Here is a 23,236-nt window from a genome sequence, read left to right on the forward strand (position 1 = left end):
CCCCCCCCCCCCCCCCCCCCCCCACGGCCAGGGGGAAGGAACGTCCTCATGCGACACCGAACGGTGGCCGGCCGGTTGCTGCTCGCGCTGTGCGGCCTGGTATTCACGATGACCGGCTGTAGCACGGATCCCGCCGCACCCGGTCAGGGGCAACCGGACGGGCCGGACGCCAAGCAGCCCTTCGACATCGTGCGCAGCGAGCAGGTGGGCCTGATCGACCATGCGCAGCAACGCATCCGGAACACCTGCCTGGCCGATGCCGGCTACCCGCACGACCGCGACCATCACCTGGCCCGGCCGCAGGACCCGTTCGGGTTCCTCACCGTCTCCGCCCGCGACTTCGGACCCACCAGCGAGGACGAGGCCCGGCGTACCGGGTTCGGCCGGGACTTCGGCGGCGAGCCCGCTCGGGTGGTGAGCACCGACCCGAACTACGACGCCGCGTCCGAGCGCTGCGCCCAGCTCGCCTGGGATCGCCTCGGCCCGGCCGCGCGGGAGGTCCGCACCGCCTACAGCGACCTGGTCAACGCGCTGGCCCCGTACCGGCGGGACGTGGACGCCGAGCTGCCGGCCGACCTCCCGGGCAAGCTGATGAACTGCATGGCCGGGCGCGGCTACGCCGTACCGGACCAGGACGCGTTCCGCAAGACGCCCAGCCACCGGCTGTTCGGGATCGCCTACGGCCACCTGGAAACCGGGGCCGAGGAGACCTGGGAACCGGTGCGCAGGCCGGGAACCGTTGAGGTGGGTCCGGCCATCCCGCCGCGAAGGTACATCCCGACGCCCGCGGAGTCCGAGCTGGCCGTCGCCTGGTTCCACTGCGGCCGGGAGACCGGCCGGGTGGACGCGCAACTGGCCGGGGTGCAACGGGTCCAGGCGCGCTACGTGGAGAAGTACCGGACCTGGATCGACGAGCTGAACCCGAAGGTCGAGGAGATGGCCCGCCACGCGGCCGGGATCGCGAGCGGATCCTGATGGCGCGCCGCCGCTTCCTGGTGACGGCCGGGGTCACCGCCGTCACGCTGGCCGCGCTGGTGCTGGCCGGTACCGTGCTGGGGCCCCGGCTCCGGTCGCCGGAGCAGGCCGCCGCCGACGCGGCGCCACCGCCAGCGTCGCCGGTCACCGCCACCGCCGAGCGGCGGGTGCTGGCCGAGCCGATCGTGCTGCGCGGGCAGGTGACCGCCGGTGCGAGCACCCCGCTGCCGCCACCGGCCGCCGCGGTCGGCGAGGACAGCGTGGTGACCAAGGTGTCCGTCCAGAGTGGACGGACGCTGGCCGAGGGAGACGTGGTGATCGCCCGGGCCGACCAGCCGATGTTCGCGCTGGTGCTGCCGTTCCCGCTCTACCGCGACATCGCGCCGGGGGACCGGGGCGCCGACGTGGTCGCGGTGCAGGCGGCGCTGCGCCGGCTCGGGCACGGCGCACCGCGCACCGGAGTCCTTGACGCCGCCACCCAGGAGGCCATCCACCGGCTGTACGCCGGCAGCGGGTGGGTCCCGCCGGCGGCCGGTCCCGACCCGGCCGCCGGCACGGGCCTGAAGCGCTCCGCCGTGCTGCTGATCGACCGGCCGGGCCGCACGGTCAGCGCGGTGCACGTGCGGGTGGGCAGCGTGCTGACCGACCCGAAGGCGCCGATCGTCTCGCTGGACGGGCAGCCCGACTTCGTCGCCGCGCGCACCACGGCGGAGCAGGCGAAGCTGCTCACCGCCGGGCAGCAGGCGACCGTGTTCGACGACGCCACCGGCCGGCGGGCCCCGGCCACGGTCGCCGCGGTGGGCACGGAGGTGGCGACCGGCCCGGACGGAACCGCCGGGGTCGAGGTGACCCTGGCGTTCGCCGGCGAACCGCTGCCCGGCACCGCCGGCCGCGCGGTCCGGGTGGACATCGCCGCGGCGGTCGGGACCGAGCCGGTGTTGGCCGTTCCGCTCACCGCCGTGCTGTCCCGGCCGGACGGAACCACGTTCGTCACCGCACTCCGTCCAAACGGGACGACCGCGGATCTCACCGTCACCACCGGCCGGATCGCCGGCGGTTGGGTGGAGGTCGCCGGCCCCGCCGAGCTGACCGCCGGTACCGCGGTGATCGTGGGGAAGGGCGGCTGACATGCTCGAGCTGACCGGCATCGACCGCACCTATGACGACGGGCATCCGGTTTCCGCGCTGCGCAAGGCGAACCTGACGCTCACCGAAGGGGAGTACGTCACGGTCACCGGGCCGTCCGGGTCCGGAAAGTCCACGCTGCTCAACGTGATCGGGCTGCTGGACCGGCCGGACGGCGGCTCGTACCGGGTATGCGGCGTGGAGACCGCCGGGCTCGGCGAGCGGGTCCGGGTCGGCATTCGCGGCCAGCTGTTCGGGTTCGTGTTCCAGGCGTTCCACCTGCTTGCCGGGCGCAGCACGGTGGAGAACGTCGAACTGGGCATGCTCTACGGCCGGCACGCCCGGCGGACCCGCAGGCGGCTGGCGGTGGCCGCGCTGGACCGGGTCGGGCTCGGCCATCGCCGGCATGCCGATCCACGCACACTCTCCGGGGGGGAACGCCAGCGGGTGGCGATCGCCCGCGCGGTGGCCGGCCGGCCCCGGGTGCTGCTGTGCGACGAGCCGACCGGCAACCTGGACAGCGCCACCACCGCGACCGTGCTCGCCCTGCTGCGCGAGCTGAACACCGCCGGCCTCACCGTCGTCGTGGTCACGCACGACGAGCGGGTGGCGGCCGAGGGCGACCGGGGCCTGCGGGTGGTCGACGGCACCGTCACCGAGGTCGTCCGGTGAGGGCCGGGCGGGCGGACCGGGCCCGGTTGGGCATCGCGGCGCCGCGGTTGCGCCCCGGCGACCTCGCCCGGGAGTCGTGGTTGTCGGTGACCCGCTTTCCCGGCCGGTCGCTGCTGACCGCGCTCGGCACGCTGCTCGCCGCCGCGGCGTTCGTCAGCACCCTGGGACTGGTTTCCACGCTGAGCCAACAGGTCTCCTCCGCGTTCGACCTCCGCCGGGCGACCGAGGTGGTGGTCAAGGCCGAGGATCCGGGGCTGGACAACGGTTGGCAGCACGCCGAACCGGTGGACCGGCTGCGCCGACTGGCCGGTGTGGTCGCCGCCGGGCCCCGGGTGACGCTGGCCGAGCGCCCGGTGACCCGGCTTGCCGGCGGGTCGGGTGGTCCGGCCGCGCGGATCATGGGTGCCGACCCGGAGGCGCTGCGGGTGCTCGCCCCGAACCTGGTGCAGGGCCGGCTGTTCACCGCGTTCGACGAGTCCGCCGCGGCCCGGCTGGTGCTGCTGCCCCGCGCGCTGGCCGGCGAACTCGGCCTGCACCGGACGCAGGCGGCCGTGTTCATCGACGACCGCGCCTACACCGTGGCCGGCATCTACGACGACGTGCGCCGCCGGCCGGAGGCCCTGCACTCGGTGATCATGCCGTTCAGCACCGCGAACCGGCTCGCCGACGCAACCCCGGACGCCGAACGCGACATCGTCGTCGAGACCGCGCCCGGCGCCGCGCAACTGATCGGTCACCAGGCGCCGCTGGCCCTGCACCCGGCGGCACCCGACGCGCTGCGGGCCATCGCCCCGCCGGATCCGCGCACGCTGCGCCGCGAGGTCGAGTCCGACCTGGCCCGGTCCACCCTGCTGATCAGCGCCATCTCCCTGGTGATCGGCACGGTGTCGATCGGCAACGCGGCCACCGCGAGCATCGCCGCCCGCCGGGCCGAGATCGGTCTGCGCCGGGCCGTCGGCGCCCGCCGCCGGCACATCTTCACCCAGTTGCTCTGTGAGACCACGGTTCTCGGGGCGCTCAGCGGTACGGCCGGTGCGTTCCTCGGCCTCGCCGTCACCGCGGGCGTCTCGTTGTGGAACGGCTGGCTGCCGGTGATCGATCCCGGTACCGCGCTGCGCGCCGCCGGCTGCTGCGCGGCCGCCGGTCTCCTCGCCGGCCTGCTCCCGGCGTTGCGGGCCACCCGGGTGCAGCCGGTGACCGCGTTGCAGCGCTGAGCGAACCCACCGTTTGCCCATCGGGTTCCCACCGCTCCTGGTCAGGGTTTGCGACCGCAGCAACAACGCGGACTGGGAGGGCAGCAGATGAGCAGACGTTCACTTGTTCGCACCGTGGCCGTGGTGGCGGCGGCAGCCGGGCTGGTCGCCTCCGGGCAACCGGTCGCGATCGGCGCGCCGGAGCCGGCGGGAGCCACGACGACCGTGCTGGGCTACCGGGTCGACATGCGCCCGGACGGAACGGTGGTGCGGACCAGGGTGGAGCGTTCGGTGCCGGTGTTCGCCGCGGAGCCGTACGCCAAGCCGGCGCAGGCCGAGCCGAAGCCCCCTGGCAAGATCGATCCGATGCTGGCCACGGCGCTGGCCGATCCCAAGGGCGGCGACCGGATCAAGCTGATCGTCGGGTTCACCGACGACGTGGTGATGCCCCGGTTCCCCGACGCCGATCCCGCGCTGGCCCGGGATTCCGGTGCCAACGCGCAGAAGCAACGGGACGCGGACGCGCTGGTGTCCGGCATCCGGAGCCGCCGGCAGGCGGAATACCAGGCGCTGGGCGCCGACCTGGCGCGCATGGACATCCACACGCTGAGCAGCTACTGGCTGGTCAAGGGCATGGTGGTGGACGCGCCGCGGTCGGCGGTGGCCGGGCTGGCCAAGCGCGCCGACGTGACCTACATCGAGCCGGTGCACACCGGCGAGGCGCCGCCGGACAGCGACCCGGCCAACGACGAGATCGAGGCCCGGATCCGGATGGGCACCGACCCGTTCTTCAACACCGGCGCGCTGAACCGCGGTTTCGCCGGGATCCTGGACACCGGGGTGCGCAGCACGCACACCATGTTCAACCCGCCGCGGCCGTGGCTGCTGCGCGACGAGACCGGCAGCGGCAGCATCAGCGACACCTGCGGCAACCACGGCACGTCCACGATGGCGATCATGACCGGCAACGCCAACCTCGGCGACCGGCTGCGCGGCATCTCCGCGATCACCACCGACAGCATCAAGGTCTACGACTGCATCGTCGATCCGGTGACCGGTCAGCTGCGGGCCGGACTGAACCGGGACGCCGCCATCCGCGGGTTCCAGACCGCGGTGAACATCATGGACCGGACGATCGTGGCCGAGATGCAGGCGGTGGAGAACGAGAACGGCCTGATCGCCGCCGCGGCGGACCGGGCCTTCGACGCCGGCGCGGTGGTGATCGCCGCGAACGGCAACTTCGGCGCGGACCAGAACGGCAACCCGATCCCGGGGTCGGTCCGGTCGCCCGCGGTGGCGCAGAAGGTGATCGGGATCGGCGCGTTCGACGTTCGCACCGGCATTACGTCGCTCAGCCAGGGCCGAGGCCCGGCGCCGGACGGCCGGACCAAGCCGGACATCCAGACCCCGACCAACACCGAGACCGCGAGCAATGTCAGCGACACCTCGACCCAGGTGTTCGGCGGGACCAGTTGCGCGACCGCGCAGGCCGGCGGTGCGGCGGCCTACCTGCGCAGCTTCCTGTTCGCTGCCAACGAAGCGCCGCCGGGGTTCGTCTACGCCCAGCTGATCGCGCGCGGCACGAGCACCTCGTTCCTGGACAACACGACCGGGGCGGGCCCGATCAGGCTGCCGGTGCCCGGCCAGAGCTCCAGCTTCCCGCAGCAGGTCACGATCGCCGGCGGCCAGTCGGTGGACATCCCGGTGTTCAACTCGACGGTGTTCTTCAACGGCCCGCTGCGCGCCGCGATCTGGTGGCCCGAGGCTCCGGCCACGCACAACGACATCGACCTGCGGCTGATCGCTCCCAACGGGGCGGTCGTGGGCAGCAGCCTCTCGATCGGCAGCGTCTACGAGAAGGTGTCGGTCACCGGACTGACCCCGGGTGAATGGAAGATCCGGGTCTCCGGGTTCAGCGTGCCCGGCGGATCCCAGACGGTGTTCGCGGGCGTGACGATAGACAACATCTGAGGATGGGGGAACCTGGCCGGCCCCAAGCCGCCGCTCCGGGCCGGCCAGGTGCATCCCAGGAACAATACTTAAGCACTTACTTGACTATGGGCATGGGACCGCCTATAGTCAAGTAAGTGCTTAACCATCAGCTGGACCGGGTGCTGCACGCGTTGGCCGATCCGACGCGGCGGGCGATCGTGGAACGGCTCGCCCGCGGTCCGGCCTCGGTGAGCGAACTGGCCCGGCCGTTGCCCATGTCGCTCGCGGCGGTCGTACAGCACCTGCAGGTGCTCGAGGCCAGTGGCCTGGTCAACTCCACCAAGGTCGGGCGGGTCCGAACCTGTCGACTGGAGCCCGCCGGGCTGCGTGCGGCCGAGGACTGGCTGCACGGCCAGCGCACCGCATGGGAGCGCGGCCTCGACCGGCTCGGCGACCTGCTCACCGGCGACGATCACCAAGGAGGAGAACCACGATGACCGTCCTGCACACCACGTTCACCCTCGAACGCGACTACCCCTGCACGCCCGAGCGGGTGTTCGCCGCCTGGGCCGACCCGGCGACCAAGGCGCGCTGGTTCACCGCGCTCACCGGCGAGCATCGACTCGACTTCCGGGTCGGCGGCACGGAAAGCGTGCTCGCGCCCGCGATCGAGGACCGTCCGGCGCTGCGGTTCGAGGCGGTGTACCACGACATCGTGCCCAACGAGCGGATCGTCTACACCGGTGTGCTGTACCAGGAAGCGGTCCCGGCCACCGTCTCGCTCACCACCGTCCAACTCGCCCCGACCGAGGCCGGCACCCGCCTGCTGCTCACCGAGCAGGGCACCTTCCTGGACGACCTCGAGCAACCCCGCTGGCGCGAACAGGGCACCGGCGACCAGCTCAAGGCACTCGCCGCCGAACTCTCCTGACCAGCAAAGGAAACCGCCATGTCCATCAGCAAGCTGCTCGGCGTCGTCCCGGTCGGCGACCACGCCGCCGGCACCGCCTGGTACCAGCGACTTCTCGGCCGCGCGCCGGACGCCCGGCCGATGCCCGGGCTCGCCGACTGGCACCTCACCGACACCGCATGGGTTTCGGTCTTCCACGACCCGGCCCGCGCCGGCCACACCGCGCTGAACTTCGCCGTGGCCGATCTGGCCGCACACACGTCGGAGTTGGCCACCCGCGGCATCACCCTCGGACCGGTCACCGCCACCGACAAGAACGCCCACCTCGCCTCGGTCACCGACCCCGACGGCAACGTGATCACCTTCATCGAGAACCCGTCCGTTTGACCGCGGTCAAGCGCGGTTCACCCGGATCGTGTAGCCACCGGCGGTGGTCCGGGCGAGCAGGTCGAACCGTGGGCCCGCGGCGCTGTAGCTGGATACCTCGCCGGTGCCGAGGTCGAAGGTGACGTCGTTGAAGGGACCTCCGCAGACGGTGCTGGCCGGGTGGGCGTCGATGATCCGGACCGGGCCGGAGCCGGAGTTGATCGCGGAGTCGATCTGGTAGATCAGCACACCGGTGTCGCTGTCCAGCCACCCGAGCTTCCACTTCTGCCAGACCAGGAAGTCCGGCGCCGGGCACGAGTGGGGATCGCATGGCACCCTCGCGGTTGTTCGATATACCGAACCATGTTCCAGATCCTGTACATCGCACCCTCGCCGGCCCGGCGCGGAAGTCCTAGTGCGCGAGGAAGGTGAGCGCGGACTGCTCGCCCCGGGTGCGCGCGGCGACGTGGTCGGCCAGGTTGAGCCCGTCGCTGAGGGTGCCGCCGGAGTCGAGCAGCGCGATCAGGCGGTGCTCCACCTCCTTGACGGCCGTGGCCGCGTCGAGCAGGGCGTCCACCCGGGCCGGGTCCACCACGACGATGCCCTCGTCATCGGCCATGATCAGGTCGCCGGGATGCACGGTGACGCCGCCGCAGGTGACCGGAACACCCAGCTCGCCGAGCGCGGACGCGGTGCCCGCCATCGGCGTGAGATAGCGGCTGTACACCGGGAGCGGGCAGCCCGACACGTACCCGGTGTCCCGGTAGCCGCCGTCCACGATGATCCCGCCGAGCCGCCGCACCAGGGCACCCCTTGCGAACAGCTCGCCGCCGAGCGCGACCTCCCTGGCGCCGCCGTCCACGACGATCACGGCACCGGGGGCGGCCGTCTCCACCGCGCGCAGCACCGGCAGGAAGTCGGCGTCGCAGCGCACCGTGTAGGCCGGGCCGCACACCCGGGTCTGCGCCGACCGGGGCCGGATCGCCGAGGTCATCACCCGCGTCGTCTTGTCGGCGTCGCACATCGCGGTCGTGTCCACCGCGCGGAACCGTTCCATCAGCATGCGCACCACCCTAGGAAGGGCGCAGACCGGCGAGCGTCAGGGTGACCAGGCGGCGCACCGCGGCCTTGGACGGCAGCGTGGCGGCCGCACCGAGCGCGTGCAGGCAGTACCCGGCCAGCTCGTCGGCACCGATGTCGGTGCGCACGTGGCCGGCCGCCGCGGCGTCGGCGAGCAGGTCACGGACCAGCGTCCGCAGCCGCTGCCCGACCGGCTCGAGGTGCTCGTCCCGATGCAGGAACGCGACCAGCTCCGCGGTCTGGTGCTCCTGGTGCCGGGCCCGCTCCTGCGTGCCGGCCGCGAACGCTTCGAGCACCGCCGCCAGCCGCCGGCCGGGATCCTCGGTCCGGTCCCGGATCCGGGCGAGCTGTTCGAGGTGGGCCCCGGCGTGCCGGTCGTGCCAGGCGAGCAGGATGGCTTCCACGTCGGGGAAGTACTTGTACAGGGTGGCCCGGCCGATGCCGGTGCGTTCGGCGATCTGCGACATGGTCACCCCGCGCAGCCCGTGCTCGGCCACCAAGGCCGCCGCGGTGTCCAGTGTGGCGTCGACGACCGCACGGCGGTGCGCTTCGATCGTCCCGGTCCACAGCTTGGGCACCAGCGGAGTTTACTGGGGCCATGAGCGATCTCTCCGGATTCCAGAATCCGCGGTTCGCGCGGATGTACGAACGGCTCAGCGCCGAGGCGGAGCGGCGGGGGACCGCCGAACACCGCGACCAGCTGCTGGCCGGGCTGTCCGGACGGGTGATCGAGGTGGGCGCCGGCAACGGCATGAACTTCGGCCACTACCCGGCCACGGTGGCCGAGGTGGTTGCGGTCGAGCCGGAGAACCAGTTGCGGGCGCTGGGGGAGCGGGCCGCGGCGACGGCACCGGTCCGGGTGCGGGTGGTGGCCGGACACGCCGACGCGCTTCCGGCCGAGGACGGTACGTTCGACGCGGCGGTGGTCTCGTTGGTGTTGTGCTCGGTGCCCGATGTCGGCACCGCACTGGCGGAGATCCGCCGGGTGCTGCGGCCGGGCGGCGAGCTGCGGTTCCTCGAGCACGTGCGGTCCGACCGGCGGGTCTTCGGCCTGCTGCAGGACGTGATCACGCCGCTGTGGAAGCGGATGGGCGCCGGGTGCCACCCGAACCGGGACACCAGCGCGGAGATCAGGGCCGCCGGCTTCGAGATCAACCAGCTGGACCGGGTCTACTACGCCCCGGTGCGCGGAATGCCGAAGCACGCGCACATCCTCGGCAGCGCCCGGCAGGTGGCCTGACCGGGTCTACAGTGGACGGTCCGGCTGCGCCCGGAACCGGCGCAGCCGCAGGCTGTTGCCGACCACGAACAACGAGGAGCAGGCCATCGCCGCGCCGGCGATCATCGGGTTGAGCAGTCCGAGCGCGGCCAGCGGCAGCGCGGCGACGTTGTAGCCGAACGCCCAGAACAGGTTGCCCTTGATCGTGGCAAGGGTGCGCCGGGACAGCCGGATGGCGTCGGCCGCGGCGCGCAGGTCGCCGCGGACCAGGGTCAGGTCGCTGGCCTCGATGGCGACGTCGGTGCCGGTGCCCATGGCCAGACCGAGGTCGGCCTGGGCGAGCGCGGCGGCGTCGTTGACCCCGTCGCCGACCATGGCGACCACCCGGCCCTGATCCTGCAACCGCTTCACCTCGTCGACCTTTCCGGCCGGCAGCACCTCGGCGATCACCTCGTCGATGCCCACCTCGGCGGCCACCGCCCGGGCCGTCGCGGCGTTGTCCCCGGTCAGCAGCACCGGCCGCAGCCCGAGGTCGCGCAGTTCGCGCACCGCCCGCGCCGACGTGGGTTTGACCGTGTCGGCGACGGTGAGCACGGCCAGCGCCACGCCGTCGGCGGCCAGCAGCACCGCGGTCCGACCGGCCGCTTCGGCCTCCCGGACGGCGGCGCGGAGCCGCTCCCCGGTGTCGACGCCGTCCAGCAGCGCGGCCCGGCCGGCGAGCAGGGTGCGGCCGGCCACCGTGCCGCGCACACCGAGCCCGGCCTCGTTGCGGAAGTCGGTCACCGGCGGCAGGGTGCCGAACCGGTCGGCCGCCGCACCGGCGATCGCCCTGGCGATCGGATGCTCCGAGGCGTGCTCGAGAGCACCGGCCAGGCGCAGCGCCTCGTCCCGGTCCACCCCGTCCGCCGGCCGCACGTCCACAAGGGACATTCGGCCGGTGGTGACCGTGCCGGTCTTGTCCAGCACCACGGTGTCCACCCGGCGGGTGGACTCGAGCACCTCGGGTCCCTTGATCAGGATGCCCAGTTGGGCGCCGCGCCCGGTGCCGACCAGCAGCGCGGTCGGCGGGGCCAGGCCGAGCGCGCACGGGCAGGCGATGATCAGCACGCCGACCGCGGCGGTGAACGCGGCGCCCGGGCCGGCGCCCGCGCCGAGCCAGAACGCCAGCGTGCCGACCGAAAGCGCGATCACCACCGGCACGAACACCGCCGAGACCCGATCGGCCAGCCGCTGCACGGCGGCCTTTCCGCTCTGCGCCTGGACCACCAGCCGGGCCATCTGCGCGAGCTGGGTGTCGGCGCCGACCCGGGTGGCCCGCACCAGCAGCTTTCCGCCACTGTTGACCGTGGCGCCCACCACCGGGTCGTCCGGGCCGACCTCGACCGGAACCGGCTCACCGGTGAGCATGCTGGCGTCGACCGCCGAGGAGCCCTCGGCCACGACGCCGTCGGTGGCGATCTTCTCGCCCGGGCGCACCACGAACAGGTCGCCGACCGCGAGCGCGTCGACCGGAACCCGGTGCTCGACACCGTCGCGGAGCACGGCCACGTCCCGGGCGCCCAACTCGAGCAGCGCCCGCAGTGCCGCACCGGCCCGGCGCTTGGCCCGGGCCTCGAAGTACCGGCCGGCCAACAGGAACGTGGTCACGCCGGTGGCCACCTCGAGGTAGATGGCATCGCCCGCGGACATTCGCTCGATGGTCAGCTCGAACCCGTGCCGCAGCCCGGGAACCCCGGCCGTGCCGAAGAACAGCGCGTACAGCGACCAGCCGAACGCCGCGGCGACCCCGACCGAGATCAGCGTGTCCATCGTGGCCGCGCCGTGCCGCAGGTTGGTCAGCGTGGCCCGGTGGAACGGCCAGGCGCCCCAGACCACGACCGGTCCGGCCAGTGCCAGCGAGAGCCACTGCCAGTAGGTGAACTGCAGTGCCGGAACCATGGCCAGCACGACCACCGGCACGGTCAGGACCGCCGAGACGACCAGCCGCTGCCGCCAGGACCGGACCGGATCGTCGGCACCGGTGTCGGCGTCCGGCTCCGGCTCCGGCTCGGTGACCGGAAGCCGGGCGGTGTAGCCGGTTTGCTCCACCACCCGCACCAGGTCCTCGGGCGACACCGACTCCGGGTAGCGCACCGTTGCGGTCTCGGTGGCCAGGTTGACCGTCGCGGTCACGCCCTCGACCTTGTTCAGCTTGCGCTCGATCCGCGCCGCGCACGACGCGCAGGTCATGCCGCCGATGGCCAGCTCCACCTGGCTCATGACCGGGCCTCCACGGTGAACTCGGCGGTGTGCACGGTATCCCGGTGCTGGAAGTCCAGGAACATCCGGTATCGGCCGGGTGTGGGGACCTCGACGGCGAACCGGGTGTCCGGCCCGCCAGGGGTGCCGCCGAGCGGATGGACGTGCAGGTAGCCCAGGTCGGCCGCGCGCAGCGTGACCAGATGGCCATAGGCGCCGAGGTACCGCTGCAGGTCGGTGACCGGCTGGCCGTCCTTGGTCACGGTCGCGGTCACAGTGGACTCCGCGCCGGCGACCAACTCGCCGTCCAACCGCACCTGGTACCCGGCCACCGTGAACGTCCGTTGTGGACTGTCGAAGGAGCGGGGCAGGTACTCGCCGGTGACGTGCAGGTCGGTGCCCAGCGTGGTGTCCGCCCCGCCGGCCGGCTTGAAGTCGGCGAACATCCGGTAGCTGCCCGGTTCCGGCAGGTTCAGGGCGATGCTCCAGGTGCCGTCCGGGGCCAGTTCCGGGTGCACGTGCCGGTAGTTCGAGCCATCCCGGCGCACCGTCACCAGGTGCATCAGCTTGTCCTGCTCCACCTCGAACCGGGTCACCGGCGCGCCGTCCGGCCCGAGGATCCGGTACCGCAGCGGCAGCACCTCGCCGACCGCGACCCGGTCCTGGCCCAGTTCGAGGCGGTAGCCGCCCGCGGCCACGGCCAGCCCGGGCAGCGCCTCCTCCGCGTGCGGGGCCGGGTCGCCGTGTGCCTGCTCGGTCATCGGGTGCCCGGCCTCGGCCGCGCCGTCCACCGGCCCGACCGCGGTGCCCACCGCCCAGGCCCCGGCCGCCACGACCGCCACGGCCAGCCCGTACGCGGTGAGCTTGGTCGCCGTCCTCATACCGGGTCGTCCCCAAGCGTGTAGCCGGCCTCGGTCACCGCGTCCCGGATCTCGGCGCGGGCCAGGGGCGCCTCGCTGGTCACCGTGACCGTGCCGGCCGCCACGTCGACCTCGACGGTGCGCACGCCGGACAGCCGGCCGACCTCCTCGGTCACCGCGTTCGCGCAGTGCCCGCAGGTCATGCCGGTAACGGAGTAGGTGGCCTGAGCCATCGAGCTTCCTCCCTGTCGTCGGGTCGGTCAGGAGCGGACCAGCCGGGCGATCGCGTCGCTCGCCTCGGTGATCTTTTCCTGCGCCGCGGCGCCGCCCTCGGCGATCGCCTCGGTCACGCAGTGCCGCAGATGCTCGTCGAGCAGCGCGATCGACACCGCTTGCAGCGCCCTGGTGGCCGCCGACACCTGGGTGAGGATGTCGATGCAGTACTCGTCGTTCTCGACCATCCGGGCCAGGCCGCGGATCTGTCCCTCGATCCGCCGCAGCCGCCGCAGGTGGGCGTCCTTGTTCTCCGTGTAACCCCGCATGCCTCCTTTATACCTATAGGGGGTATAGGTGTGCAACTCTTGCCCAACTCTCGCCTTTGCGATACACAGTGTCTGTATCAAGACGACCTGTCTCGCAAAGGGGAGCCATGCCGATCGCCGAAGCCCGGGTCCACACCGACCGGTCCAGCCGTTACCTGGTCCAACTCTGCCGCCACGCCGGCAAAATGGGCCGGCACGGCCGGGTCGACGTGCAGTGGTCCGACACCCGGGGCACCCTCACCATCGACGGCGACACCTGCACCCTGCTCGCCCTGCCGGACGCCCTCCTGCTCCGCGCCGAAGCCGCCGACGAACCCGGCCTGGCCCGCATCCAGGAGCTGATCACCGCCAACCTGCGCAGGTTCAGCACCCGCGACCCGCTCACGGTGCGCTGGCACCGCGGCGACACCCCCGCCGAGGCCGCCCCGACCCCCACCCGCCGCCACCGGCGCCCCTGGACGGTCCCGCTCGTGGTCCTCGCCGTCCTCGCCGTCGCCGCGCACGTGCTGCTGGGCAGCGCCGCCCTGGCCGCCCCGGCCTGGGCCGGCTGGCTCGCCGACGCCGTGCTGGTCCTCCTCCTGCTCAAGGCCGCCCTGGTCGGCCTCGGCTACCTCACCCACCGCCTGCGGACCAGAGCTACCCGGTGACCTCGACGGCGGCGAGTTCGAGGGCGCGCGCCGGGTCCGGCCGGCTGACCCGGAGCCGCTCGCTCCACACCGTGTGCGCGTGCCGGGAGAACAGCGGGACGACCGGCAGGTCACGCAGGATCTGGTTCTCGGCGACCCGGTAGAGCTGGTCGCGGCCGGCCGGGTCGGCGGCCGCGTCGGCGGTGGCGAGCAGCTCGGCGAAACCGTCGGGTGCGTAACCCGCGATGCCGGTCATCGGCTCGCGCGGGCTGGGGGAGAACAGTGGGCGGGACCCCACGAACGGACCGTCCAGGGTGTCCGGGGCCCGGCCGTCCGGCACCGGCCGGGCGTCCACGTCCAGCGCGAGCGTGCCGCCGAGCTGCTCGGCCACCGCCCGGGCCAGGGTCTCCTGCCCGGCGGCGTGGTAGACGTGCACCGGACCGGTGAACCCCTCGACCTGGCGCAGCAACGACTTCGCCGCCTCCGGGTCGTGGTTGCACGGTCGGCACACCCCCGACCGCGCGGGCAGCGCCACCGACGGCGGCAGCAGCGAGCGGGCCGGATCCACCTGGCGGTCGAGCGGTCCGGCCTCCAGCGCCGCCCGGTCCACGGCCAGCGCGAACGCATGGCGCACCACGGGGTCGCGGAACCGCTGGTCCGCCAACGGAAAGCTCAGGTAGGTCAGTTCGGGCAGCGGCCATTCGGCGTGCCGGTCGGCGAACTCGGTGCCCATCGCCTCGTGCCGGCCGCCGGGCACCGCGGTGGCCAGGTCCACGGTCCCGGCGCGGACCTGGTCGTACTGGTCGTCCAGCACCCGCACGATGATCTCGCGGGCCTTTCCCGGCGCGTCGCCGAGGTAGCCGTCGAACCGGACCAGCCGCACCCCGTCCTGCCACGGGCCGGACAGCCGGTACGGACCGGTGCCGACCGGTTCCCGGCCGAACCCGGCCCAGTCCCGCGTCGCCAGAACCTTGTCCGGCAGCGGAAACAGTGCGGTCGCGCCGAGCACCATGGGCACCTGGGTGAACGGCCGGGCAAGGAACAGCTCGATGGTGAGGTCGTCGACCGCGCGCATGTCCTTGGCGGCCAACACATCGGTGAGCACCGCCGCGCCCGGCCAGCGCTCCGCGACGGCCGCCTGCCAGGCGCCGGTGTAGGAGCGGGCGGTGACCGCCGACCCGTCGTGGAACCGCATTCCCGGCTGCAGCTTGACGGTCCAGGTCACCTGGTCGGGGCTGGTGACCGAGACCGCCGCGGCCGGCTTGACCTCCTGCGCGCCCGGATCCCGCACGGTCAGCGGCGTCCACAGCGCGGCGGTGACCAACTGCCCCGGCACGTCCACCACCCGTGCCGGCAGCAGGCTGACCGGCTCGCGCACGCCCACCACGAACGTTCCCGGCTCGGGCTCGGGCGCGGCGGCGTCGGTGCACGCCGCCGCCGTCAGCACCAGGGTGACAGCCAGCAGGCGAACCTTGAGTGTGCGGATCACCCCGGATACGGTAGGTGCCGTAGCCCGGCCATGGGGAGGCAATGGTGCGTACCTGGTTGCTCCGGTCCGGTGTCGTCGTCTCCGCCGTGATCGCCATGGCGCTCACCACCATCCCGGCGAACGCCTGCAACGAGGCCAGTCCCGCCGCGGCCGAGGCCGGGCACGTGCACGCCGCGACGGCAGCGGCCGCCGCGGGCGCGACCTCGGCCAACCGCAACGTGCGCCATCTGGCCAACCTGCCGGAGGCGGCCGGCGCGATCGCGATCAACTTCATCCGCTACGGGCACCGTGACGTCATGTTCGTCGCCGGCCAGTTCGGGCTGAAGTCCTACGACATCACCAGGGATCCGGCCCGGCCGCGGTTCCTGTCCGAGGTGTCGATGCCCGGCATGTGGCAGATGGAGGACGTCGACGTCGACCCGGTGCGCAAGCTGGTGTTCATGGCCAGGGACCCGCGGGCGTTCGGCGGCAACGTGCTCACCGGTGAGTCCGGCATCTACACGGTGGACGCGTCCCGCCCCGAGGCATTGGCCGTGATCAGCTACATCCAGGTGCCGGCCGGTCACACTTCCAGCTGTATCAACGGCTGCCAGTACCTGTGGACCGGCGGCCCGGCCAAGTCCGCCACCATGCCGGCGGAATGGGGCGGCCGCCCGATCTGGGTGACCGACATGCGCAACCCGCGCAACCCCGTCCTGTTCCCGGACCCGATCGACCTCGGCCGCAACGACGGCAAGACCGACTACTCGCACGACGTGCAGGTCGACGCCATGGGCATCGCCTGGGTGTCCGGCCGGGGGGGCACCCGCGGCTACTGGACCGAGGGCTGGCACCGCGACCCGCTGACCGACCGGATCCGCCGGGCCACCGCGCTCAACCCGATTCCCTATGCGGGCGGCGGAATCGACGAGTTGGCCGCGCCGTCCCGGTTCATGCACAACAGCTACCGGCCGGTCGGGAACCGCGCCGGCGACGGTGGCGGGCACGAGCGCTGGGGCCGGGGCGGCAACCTGATCTACGTCACCGAAGAGAACTTCGCCGACGGCTGCGCGAACGACGGCGTGCTGGTGATCGCCTCGCTGCGCGGCTCGTTCGACGGCGAGGGCTGGCGGTCCACCCCCGAGCAGCCGTTCCGGCTGCAGCCGGTCGGCACCTGGGGCGTGGCCGGCCAGGAGGGCAGCGACCCGGCAAGCGCCGACTGCTCCGCGCACTACTTCCAGGTCAAGGGCAACATTCTGGCGCAGGCGTTCTACGCACAGGGCACCCGGTTCCTGGACATCAGCGATCCCACCAACCCCACCCAGATCGCCTACTTCCGGCCCGCCGACGGCCGCGCCTGGGCCCCCTACTTCCACCGCGGCGTCGTCTACGTCGCCGACAACGTCCGCGGCGTCGACATCCTCAAGCTCCGCTGATCGGCGAAGATCGTCAGGTCGCTCGGCGCTGCCCGTTGCGGTGCGCTTTCGGGCGATCGGAACCGCCCGTCGGAATCGATGTTGAAGGGTGTTTGCTTCCTCCATTGAAAGGGATCTTGAATGCACCCGACCACCAACCCCGATTCCGTGTGGGCCACGCTGCCGGACGACGTGAAGTACCACCTGCTTGCCATGCTCGACCAGCAAGGACTGGGGCACATGGCCCAGGTGAACCAGGAGGGCCACCACCTGGTCGACACGATGAGGTCCGGGGCTACTGCGACAGCCTCGACGAGCACGTCCCGTACGTGCGCCAGTTCGTGGACATGCACATGGGCGACCAGAACAACGCCGCAGCGGCGCAGGCGGCCTTCGTGGCGCTCGGGGAGGTCCTCGCGCAGATCGAGCAGGAGTCCGGCGTCGACACCGCGAACTGGGACCAGTGGCAGAACGACGCCCACTACGACCCGGTGTACCAGCGCTGGGTGAACATGCAGGACATCTTCACCTGGTACCACAACACCTTCGACTGATCAGGCGGGGCACCTCCTCGGTCAGCACCGGGCAGTGCGCGGGAAAGTCCACGTGTTGGGCGCGATTGTCCACGTCTGCGTCGTCAGTCTGAAGATCGCGATACCCGGCTGTGCGCGTTCTCCCCCAAGAGATCGAGGAGACACTGCATGAAGCTGCTCACCAGAACCGGCCGGCGGACAGTGTTGTTGGCCGGCATCCTGGCCCTCGGGTCGAGCGTGGTCGGGGTCGGGACCCAGACCGCGTCCGCGGCCACCGTCGACCCCAACGCCACCTACGTCTTCGTCTCCCGGCACAGCGGCAAGGCGATGGACCTGTTCAACTTCGCCACCAACGACGGTGCCCCGATCGTGCAGTTCGCCCGCAACAACCTGGCCGTCCAGCAGTGGCGGTTCGTCGACGCCGGCGGCGGGTACTACAAGATCCGCTCGGTGCACAGCGGCAAGGTGCTCGAACTGCCCAACGCCACCGACGGCACCGGGCTGGTCCAGATGACCGACAACGGCAACACCCGGCAGCACTTCCGGCTGGCCGACTCGGACAGCGGATACGTGCGGTTCATCAACCGGCACAGCAGCAAGGCGCTGGACGTGTGGGAGTGGTCGACCGCCGACGGCGGCCGGATCGCCCAGTTCGCCGACCTCAACGGCTGGAACCAGCAGTGGCAGTTGGCCATCGTCGGCGGCAGCAACCCGCCACCGCCGCCGCCACCGCCGCCGGGCTCCTGGCCGACTCCGACCGGGCAGGTGTCGGTGAACGGCACCATCTCGGTGTCCGGCACGCTGGACGGCGGGATGCGCCGGTACTGCTGCATCGGTGACGGCGGTCAGGAGGAGGACCAGGACCCGATGTTCGAGCTGTCCTCCGGCGCCACCCTGCAGAACGTGATCATCGGCGGGCCGGCCGGCGACGGCGTGCACTGCTCCGGCCCGTGCACCCTGCGCAATGTCTGGTGGGAGGACGTCGGCGAGGACGCCGCCACCTTCCGCGGCTCCGGATCACCCGCGTTCCTGGTCGACGGCGGCGGCGCACGCAGCGCCTCGGACAAGGTCTTCCAGCACAACGGCCCCGGCACCGTCACCATCCAGAACTTCCAGGCGCAGAACTTCGGCACGTTCTACCGTTCGTGCGGCAACTGCTCCACCCAGACCCGCCGCAACGTCGTCGTCCGCAACGTCACCCTCACCCGCCCCGGCAACACCGTCGCGGGCATCAACACCAACTTCGGTGACACCGCCCGCTTCACCGGCATCACCATCATCAACGACGCCAGCCGCGCCATGGTGATCTGCCGCAAGTACACCGGCAACAACACCGGCGACGAACCCACCCAGATCGGCACCGGCGCCGACGGGGTGAACTGCATCTACAGCGCGTCGGACCTCACCTATCGTTAGTGTCGCAACCCACGAAGGAGCGCAACGAACCCGTTGCGCTCCTTCACTTTCTGTCTCGCGAGTTGCCGGTTCGGGCACCTGAGTCGTTGGTTCGGGCAGGCGAACTCGCTGATCATGTTCCGTTCGGGGTGGGCCGCGGAGCGGCCACCCCGAACGGAACATGGCTTGTGGGTGCCGCCACTTTCGGCGGCTGCGCCGCCCTGCGGCTCCGCACTGGCAATTCGGTTACCCGCAACCGGCAACTCGCCGACCCCGAACCGGCAACTCGCCGGACCGCAATCGGGAACTCGCCGAGGATCGCGGCCACGTTCGGCGAGTCGCCAGCTCGGGCAACCCGAATTGCCGGCGCGGCGCGTATGAGTTGCCGGTTCAAGCGCCGGATCGCCGGCCACGGCCGGGCCGGGCCCCGCCGCCGCCGCGCCTGCGACAGACCCGGCGCCTGCGGCAGGCCCGGCGCCGCAGGCGTCGGGTCCGCCGCCCGGCCCATCGGTCCGGACGCGGCAACTCGCCGACCCCGACCCAGCAACTCCTTGCCCCTCACTGGCGACTCGCCGGCTCGGAGTCGGCGATTCGCGGGGCTGGAACTGGCGATTCGCGGGGCTGGAACTGGCGACTCGCGGGGCTGGAACTGGCGACTCGCCGATGTCGTGGCTACTTTTCGGTGGGGCCGAGGTCGGGGTGGGGGAGGAAGCGGGCGGTGGGGGTGAGCATGGTGTCGGTTTCGAAGATGACGAGGTGGTTGGGGCCCGGGGTGGTGACCGGGGCGGGGATGTAGAGGGTTCGCTGGGGACCCCGGCGCCAGTAGCGGCCGAGGTGGAAGCCGTTGAGCCAGGCCATTCCCTTGCCCCAGGTGCTGGTGTCCAGGTGGAGGTCGGTGGGGGTGGCCAGGTCGAAGGTGGTGTGCAGCAGGGCGGGGCCGGCGACGGGGCCGGTCGGTTGGGGGAGCGGGATGGATGGGGTGGGCCAGGGGTTGGGTGGGGCGGACAGGTCGAGCGGCATGAGGTCCCAGCCGGTGACCGGTTGGCCGTGCAGCCAGGCACCGCCGATGATGCCCTTGGCTTCGCCGATGCGTGGGCCGTAGTTGACCCGGCCGAGGTCTTCCAGGAGCAGGGTGAGCTCACCGTCGGTGTGCGGCAACGGAAGGGCGCGTTCGTGGTGTTCGCGGTGCAGGACGCCGGCCGGTGCGCCGTCGAGGAAAACCGCCACGCGGTCGCGCAGCTCGCCGAACACCAGGACGCCGGGGCCGGTGCCGCGCAGCCGGGTGCGCAGCAGGGCGAGGCGGGGTGGGGGATCCAGGTCGTCGAGGGTGGGCAGTTGTTCGTGGTGCTGCCAGGTTCCCCATCGTTGCGGGGCGTCCAGCAGGAGCACCGGATCGCGGAGCGGCGCCAGGAGTTCGGGAGCCGGCGGCGCGGGCGGCGGCACCGGGCCGGGCACCTCCCGGTACCGGGCGATCACCTCGCGGAACGCGTGGTACTTGGCGGTGGGATGGCCGGCTTCGTTCAGCGGGGCGTCGTAGTCGTACGAGGTGATCAGCGGCCGGTAGACGCCCTTGTCGTTGGCGCCGTTGGTGAGGCCGAAGTTGGTGCCGCCGTGGAACACGTACAGGTTCACCGAGGCACCGGCGGCGAGCAGCACGTCGAGGTCGGCGGCGGCCCGGTCGGTGGGCGTGGTGTGGTGCTCCTCGCCCCAGTGGTCGAACCAGCCGTCCCAGAACTCCGAGCACATCAGCGGCCCGGTCGGCTGGTGGGCGCGCAGGGTGGCGAGGCGGTCGGCGGGGCGGCGGGTTCCGGTCGAACCGAACGACGCGGTCCGGTGCACGCCGTCCAGGCCACCGGCGGCGAGCATCTCGTCGTTGGGCTGGTCCACGGTGGTCAGCGGCACGGTGATCCCGGCGGCGCGGATGTAGTCCACCAACGCCGCCAGGTACCGCTTGTCGTCACCGAACGCGCCGTACTCGTTTTCCACCTGCACCAGCAGAACCGGGCCGCCGCGGTCGATCTGGTGCGGGGCGACCACCCCGAGCGCCTGCGCGAGGTAGTCCTGCACGGCCGCGAGGTAGCGCGGTTCGTACCGGCGCACACCGACCTCCGGATCGCGGAACAGCCATGCCGGCAGGCCGCCGTTGTCCCACTCGGCGCAGATGTACGGGCCGGGCCGGACGATGGCGTGCATCCCGGCCGCGGCGACCAGGCGCAGGAACCGGTCCAGGTCCAGACCGCCGGTTAGGTCGAACATGCCCGGTTTCGGCGAGTGCGCGTTCCAGGCGACGTAGGTCTCGATCGTGTTCAGCCCCATCCGCCGCGCCATGTCGATGCGGTCGGCCCACTGGTCCGGATGCACCCGGAAGTAGTGCAGCGCGCCGGAGATGAGCTGGATCGGACGGCCGTCGAGCAGGAAGTCGCGCTCGCCGATGATGAACCGCGCCACCGGGGCTAGCCGGCCTTGACCGAGAAGCCCTGCTGGTTTCCGTAGTCCACCAGCGCTTTCTGCCAGTCCATCAACCCGGAGTTGATGTCCGTGCCGGCCAGGTACGCCTTGCCGACGGTGTCGTTGTAGATGCTGTCGGCGTAGAGCTGGTACGGCAGGTAGGTCCAACCCTTCGCGACCTGATCCGCGGCGGCGGTGAGCACCTGGTTGATCTGCTGGCCGGCGAAGTACTCCGAGGGCTTGTCCCGGAACTCGGCTGAACCCAGGTCGGCCGTCGTGGCCGGGAAGCCGCCGGTGTCCAGGAAGATCTTGATGCTGGATCGGCTGTTGTTGAGCCAGCGCACGAACGCGGCGCCAAGGGCCGGGTTCTTGCTCTGCTTGAGCACCGACTGCGCGCTGCCGCCGCTCTCCGCCGTCACCGGCTGCCCGTCGTAGGTCGGCATCGGCGCCACGGCCCACTGGCCAGCACCCTCGGCGACCGAGGACGCCAGCACGCCCGGCCACCACGCGCCGGTGGGCGCGGAGGCGATGGTGCCGTTGCCCAGTGCCCGGTACCACTCCTCGTTCCATGGCGGGATCTGCGCGAGCAGCTTCTCGCTGAGCATCTGGTTCCACACGGCGGTCCACTTCTTGACCCCGGGGTCGGCCAGGTTGATCGAGACCGACTTGCCCTCCGTGTTGAACGGCCGGCCGCCGGCCTGCCAGATCATGCTCGTGGTGAAACCGGAGTCGCCGTTGTCGGCGGCCAGGTACTTGGTCGGGTCGGCGGCGTGCAGCTTCCTGGCCGCGGCCAGGTATTCGTCCCAGGTCTTGGGCACGGTGATCCCGTACTGGTCGAACACCTTCTTGTTGTAGAACAGGGCCATCGGGCCGGAGTCCTGCGGCAGGCCGTAGAGCCCGTCGCCGACCTTCGACGAGGCCCAGGTGGACGCCGTGTAGTCCTTCTCGAACGCCCCGAAGCCGTACTGGTTGAGGTCGACCAGCGCGTCGGTGAGGGCGAACTGGGGCATCGCCTTGTACTCGACCTGTGCCACGTCCGGCGCGCCGGAGCCGGCCTTGATCACGTTCTGCAGCTTGGTGTAGTGGTCGTTGCCGGTGCCGACGTTCTCCAGCTTCACCTTGACGTTCGGATGCTCCTGCTGGAACGCGGCGACCTGCTCCTCGGCCTGCGGGGTCCAGGTCCAGTAGGTGATCTCACCGCCCTGCTGCAGCGCCGCGTCGACCGCGTCCTGTGTTCCGTTGGCGGCCGGCGTGGATCCGTCCGACGACGAGCCGGACGAGCAGCCGGAGATCCCGAGCGCGAGGGCCGCGGCAAGCGCGACCGCCACCTTCCCGTGGCGCCTTGTTGTCATGTCTGTCCTTTCGCGACGGCCGGTCCGGCTACTGCTTGACGCTGCCCGCGGCCAAGCCTGATTGCCAGAATCGTTGCAGGAGAAGGAATGCGGCGATCAATGGGATGATCATGAGGAGCGAGCCGGTGATCACGAGGTCGTAGATCGGCCGGGCGTTCACCCCTTGGGCCTGTGCGCTCCACTGGCTCAGGCCCACGGTCAGCGGGAACAGCTTCTGGTCGCTGAGCATGATCAGCGGCAGGAAGTAGTTGTTCCAGGTGGCCACCGTGGTGAACAGCGCCACCGTGGCGATTCCCGGAGCCAGCAGGCGAAGCGCGACGGTGCGGAAGATCCGGATCTCGCCCGCGCCGTCGATCCGGGCCGACTCGAGCAGGTCGTCGGGGATCCCGTCGACGGCGTAGACCCAGATCAGGTAGAGGCCGAACGGATGGATCAGGGACGGGATGATCACCGCCCACGGGGTGTTGGTCAGGCCGAGCTCGGTGAACATCAGGAAGGTCGGGACGGCCAGCGCGGACGGTGGGATCGCGATCGCGCCGAGGACGACGGCGAACACCGCGCGGCGCCCGGTGAACCGGAACTTGGCCAGCCCGTACCCCGCGGCGGTGGCCAGCAGGGTCGCCCCGCCCGCGCCGAGCACCACGTACAGCACCGTGTTCCCGACCCAGCGCAGGAAGATCCCGTCGTTGTAGGACAACGTCTCGGCGATGTTGGCGAACAGCGCGAACTGGTCGCCGAACCACAGGCCCGGCGTGCTGAACAGCGCCTCCCGGGTCTTGCTCGCGTTGATCACCAGCCAGAGCAGCGGGATGAGCGTGTATAGCAGGTAGAGGCTCATCACGCCGGTGAGCAGCACCGACCGGCGCGGCCGTAGGAAGGTCGCCACC

At 71.8% G+C, this 23,236-nt stretch carries 24 protein-coding genes; 13 read left to right on the forward strand and 11 right to left on the reverse strand.

Annotation, left to right across the window (positions count from 1 at the left end; translation table 11 throughout):
* Positions 1 to 48 precede the first annotated feature (48 nt).
* The 8 genes from VFV67_RS08405 to VFV67_RS08440 all read left to right on the forward strand — a co-directional run bounded on the left by VFV67_RS08405 (position 49) and on the right by VFV67_RS08440 (position 7,194).
* Positions 49 to 975, forward strand: a complete 927-nt coding sequence (locus VFV67_RS08405; protein WP_326468565.1) for a hypothetical protein — start codon at positions 49 to 51, stop codon at positions 973 to 975.
* Positions 975 to 2,102 (forward strand): hypothetical protein, encoded by a 1,128-nt coding sequence (locus tag VFV67_RS08410; protein ID WP_326468566.1) that lies wholly within the window; start codon positions 975 to 977, stop codon positions 2,100 to 2,102. The genes VFV67_RS08405 and VFV67_RS08410 overlap by 1 nt, the downstream gene beginning before the upstream one ends.
* A 1-nt stretch (position 2,103) precedes the next feature.
* A complete protein-coding gene (locus VFV67_RS08415; protein ID WP_326468568.1) occupies positions 2,104 to 2,772 on the forward strand; it encodes an ABC transporter ATP-binding protein in 669 nt (222 codons plus the stop codon).
* A complete protein-coding gene (locus VFV67_RS08420; RefSeq protein ID WP_326468569.1) occupies positions 2,769 to 3,986 on the forward strand; it encodes an ABC transporter permease in 1,218 nt (405 codons plus the stop codon). Before VFV67_RS08415 ends, VFV67_RS08420 begins: the two co-directional genes overlap by 4 nt.
* A 750-nt stretch (positions 3,987 to 4,736) precedes the next feature.
* On the forward strand, positions 4,737 to 5,936 hold the full coding sequence (locus VFV67_RS36740; protein ID WP_414636207.1) for a S8 family serine peptidase: 1,200 nt from the start codon (positions 4,737 to 4,739) through the stop codon (positions 5,934 to 5,936).
* Positions 5,937 to 6,067: 131 nt separating this feature from the next.
* Complete coding sequence (locus tag VFV67_RS08430) at positions 6,068 to 6,394, forward strand: metalloregulator ArsR/SmtB family transcription factor (RefSeq protein ID WP_326468687.1); 327 nt, start codon at positions 6,068 to 6,070, stop codon at positions 6,392 to 6,394.
* Positions 6,391 to 6,828 carry an SRPBCC family protein gene (locus VFV67_RS08435; protein WP_326468571.1) on the forward strand — a complete coding sequence of 146 codons (438 nt, stop codon included), beginning with the start codon at positions 6,391 to 6,393 and terminating at the stop codon, positions 6,826 to 6,828. Before VFV67_RS08430 ends, VFV67_RS08435 begins: the two co-directional genes overlap by 4 nt.
* A gap of 18 nt (positions 6,829 to 6,846) precedes the next feature.
* Entirely contained in the window at positions 6,847 to 7,194 is a 348-nt protein-coding gene (locus VFV67_RS08440; RefSeq protein ID WP_326468572.1) for a VOC family protein, read from the forward strand.
* 6 nt (positions 7,195 to 7,200) lie between these two features.
* Here the strand turns inward: VFV67_RS08440 and VFV67_RS08445 are convergent, their stop codons facing one another.
* The 3 genes from VFV67_RS08445 to VFV67_RS08455 form a co-directional block, all read right to left on the reverse strand.
* The gene (locus VFV67_RS08445) at positions 7,201 to 7,509 is read right to left on the reverse strand and encodes a hypothetical protein (RefSeq protein WP_326468574.1); all 309 of its coding nucleotides are present in this window, start codon (positions 7,507 to 7,509) and stop codon (positions 7,201 to 7,203) included.
* Between the two features lie 76 nt (positions 7,510 to 7,585).
* Positions 7,586 to 8,236, reverse strand: a complete 651-nt coding sequence (locus VFV67_RS08450; protein ID WP_326468576.1) for an RraA family protein — start codon at positions 8,234 to 8,236, stop codon at positions 7,586 to 7,588.
* 10 nt (positions 8,237 to 8,246) lie between these two features.
* Positions 8,247 to 8,831 carry a TetR/AcrR family transcriptional regulator gene (locus VFV67_RS08455; RefSeq protein WP_326468577.1) on the reverse strand — a complete coding sequence of 195 codons (585 nt, stop codon included), beginning with the start codon at positions 8,829 to 8,831 and terminating at the stop codon, positions 8,247 to 8,249.
* Positions 8,832 to 8,851: 20 nt separating this feature from the next.
* Between VFV67_RS08455 and VFV67_RS08460 the strand changes: the two genes are divergently transcribed.
* Positions 8,852 to 9,493 carry a class I SAM-dependent methyltransferase gene (locus tag VFV67_RS08460; protein ID WP_326468578.1) on the forward strand — a complete coding sequence of 214 codons (642 nt, stop codon included), beginning with the start codon at positions 8,852 to 8,854 and terminating at the stop codon, positions 9,491 to 9,493.
* Between the two features lie 6 nt (positions 9,494 to 9,499).
* Here VFV67_RS08460 and VFV67_RS08465 read toward each other — a convergent pair whose 3' ends face one another.
* From VFV67_RS08465 to VFV67_RS08480, 4 genes are read right to left on the reverse strand one after another with little or no spacing between them, the layout of a single operon-like run.
* Positions 9,500 to 11,731 (reverse strand): heavy metal translocating P-type ATPase, encoded by a 2,232-nt coding sequence (locus tag VFV67_RS08465; protein ID WP_326468579.1) that lies wholly within the window; start codon positions 11,729 to 11,731, stop codon positions 9,500 to 9,502.
* The gene (locus VFV67_RS08470) at positions 11,728 to 12,591 is read right to left on the reverse strand and encodes a hypothetical protein (protein ID WP_326468580.1); all 864 of its coding nucleotides are present in this window, start codon (positions 12,589 to 12,591) and stop codon (positions 11,728 to 11,730) included. Before VFV67_RS08470 ends, VFV67_RS08465 begins: the two co-directional genes overlap by 4 nt.
* Positions 12,588 to 12,803: a heavy-metal-associated domain-containing protein gene (locus VFV67_RS08475; protein WP_326468581.1), complete on the reverse strand. Its 216-nt coding sequence runs from the start codon at positions 12,801 to 12,803 to the stop codon at positions 12,588 to 12,590. The genes VFV67_RS08470 and VFV67_RS08475 overlap by 4 nt, the downstream gene beginning before the upstream one ends.
* A gap of 27 nt (positions 12,804 to 12,830) precedes the next feature.
* Positions 12,831 to 13,112, reverse strand: a complete 282-nt coding sequence (locus tag VFV67_RS08480; RefSeq protein ID WP_326468582.1) for a metal-sensitive transcriptional regulator — start codon at positions 13,110 to 13,112, stop codon at positions 12,831 to 12,833.
* A 107-nt stretch (positions 13,113 to 13,219) separates the two neighbouring features.
* Here VFV67_RS08480 and VFV67_RS08485 point away from each other — a divergent pair, with 107 nt between their 5' ends.
* Positions 13,220 to 13,759: a DUF2218 domain-containing protein gene (locus tag VFV67_RS08485; RefSeq protein WP_326468583.1), complete on the forward strand. Its 540-nt coding sequence runs from the start codon at positions 13,220 to 13,222 to the stop codon at positions 13,757 to 13,759.
* Here VFV67_RS08485 and VFV67_RS08490 read toward each other — a convergent pair.
* Positions 13,749 to 15,227: an ABC transporter substrate-binding protein gene (locus VFV67_RS08490; protein ID WP_326468584.1), complete on the reverse strand. Its 1,479-nt coding sequence runs from the start codon at positions 15,225 to 15,227 to the stop codon at positions 13,749 to 13,751. The two genes, VFV67_RS08485 and VFV67_RS08490, sit on opposite strands and share 11 nt — an antisense overlap.
* A gap of 44 nt (positions 15,228 to 15,271) precedes the next feature.
* On the opposite strand from VFV67_RS08490, the gene VFV67_RS08495 reads away from it, so the two are divergent.
* From VFV67_RS08495 to VFV67_RS08505, 3 genes are all read left to right on the forward strand, one after another.
* The gene (locus tag VFV67_RS08495) at positions 15,272 to 16,642 is read left to right on the forward strand and encodes a hypothetical protein (protein ID WP_326468585.1); all 1,371 of its coding nucleotides are present in this window, start codon (positions 15,272 to 15,274) and stop codon (positions 16,640 to 16,642) included.
* 308 nt (positions 16,643 to 16,950) lie between these two features.
* Positions 16,951 to 17,175: a hypothetical protein gene (locus VFV67_RS08500; RefSeq protein WP_326468586.1), complete on the forward strand. Its 225-nt coding sequence runs from the start codon at positions 16,951 to 16,953 to the stop codon at positions 17,173 to 17,175.
* Positions 17,176 to 17,322: 147 nt separating this feature from the next.
* The gene (locus tag VFV67_RS08505; protein WP_326468587.1) at positions 17,323 to 18,570 is read left to right on the forward strand and encodes a pectate lyase; all 1,248 of its coding nucleotides are present in this window, start codon (positions 17,323 to 17,325) and stop codon (positions 18,568 to 18,570) included.
* A 651-nt stretch (positions 18,571 to 19,221) separates the two neighbouring features.
* On the opposite strand, the gene VFV67_RS08510 is transcribed toward VFV67_RS08505, so the two are convergent.
* From VFV67_RS08510 to VFV67_RS08520, 3 genes are read right to left on the reverse strand one after another with little or no spacing between them, the layout of a single operon-like run.
* Positions 19,222 to 20,997: a beta-galactosidase family protein gene (locus tag VFV67_RS08510; protein ID WP_326468588.1), complete on the reverse strand. Its 1,776-nt coding sequence runs from the start codon at positions 20,995 to 20,997 to the stop codon at positions 19,222 to 19,224.
* Between the two features lie 5 nt (positions 20,998 to 21,002).
* On the reverse strand, positions 21,003 to 22,349 hold the full coding sequence (locus tag VFV67_RS08515) for a sugar ABC transporter substrate-binding protein (protein WP_326468589.1): 1,347 nt from the start codon (positions 22,347 to 22,349) through the stop codon (positions 21,003 to 21,005).
* A gap of 28 nt (positions 22,350 to 22,377) precedes the next feature.
* Entirely contained in the window at positions 22,378 to 23,235 is an 858-nt protein-coding gene (locus VFV67_RS08520) for a carbohydrate ABC transporter permease (protein WP_326468688.1), read from the reverse strand.
* Between the last annotated feature and the right edge of the window lies 1 nt (position 23,236).

The sequence above is a fragment of the Actinophytocola sp. genome (genome assembly GCF_035762905.1).
In the GTDB taxonomy this organism is placed as follows: Bacteria; Actinomycetota; Actinomycetes; order Mycobacteriales; family Pseudonocardiaceae; genus DASYTH01.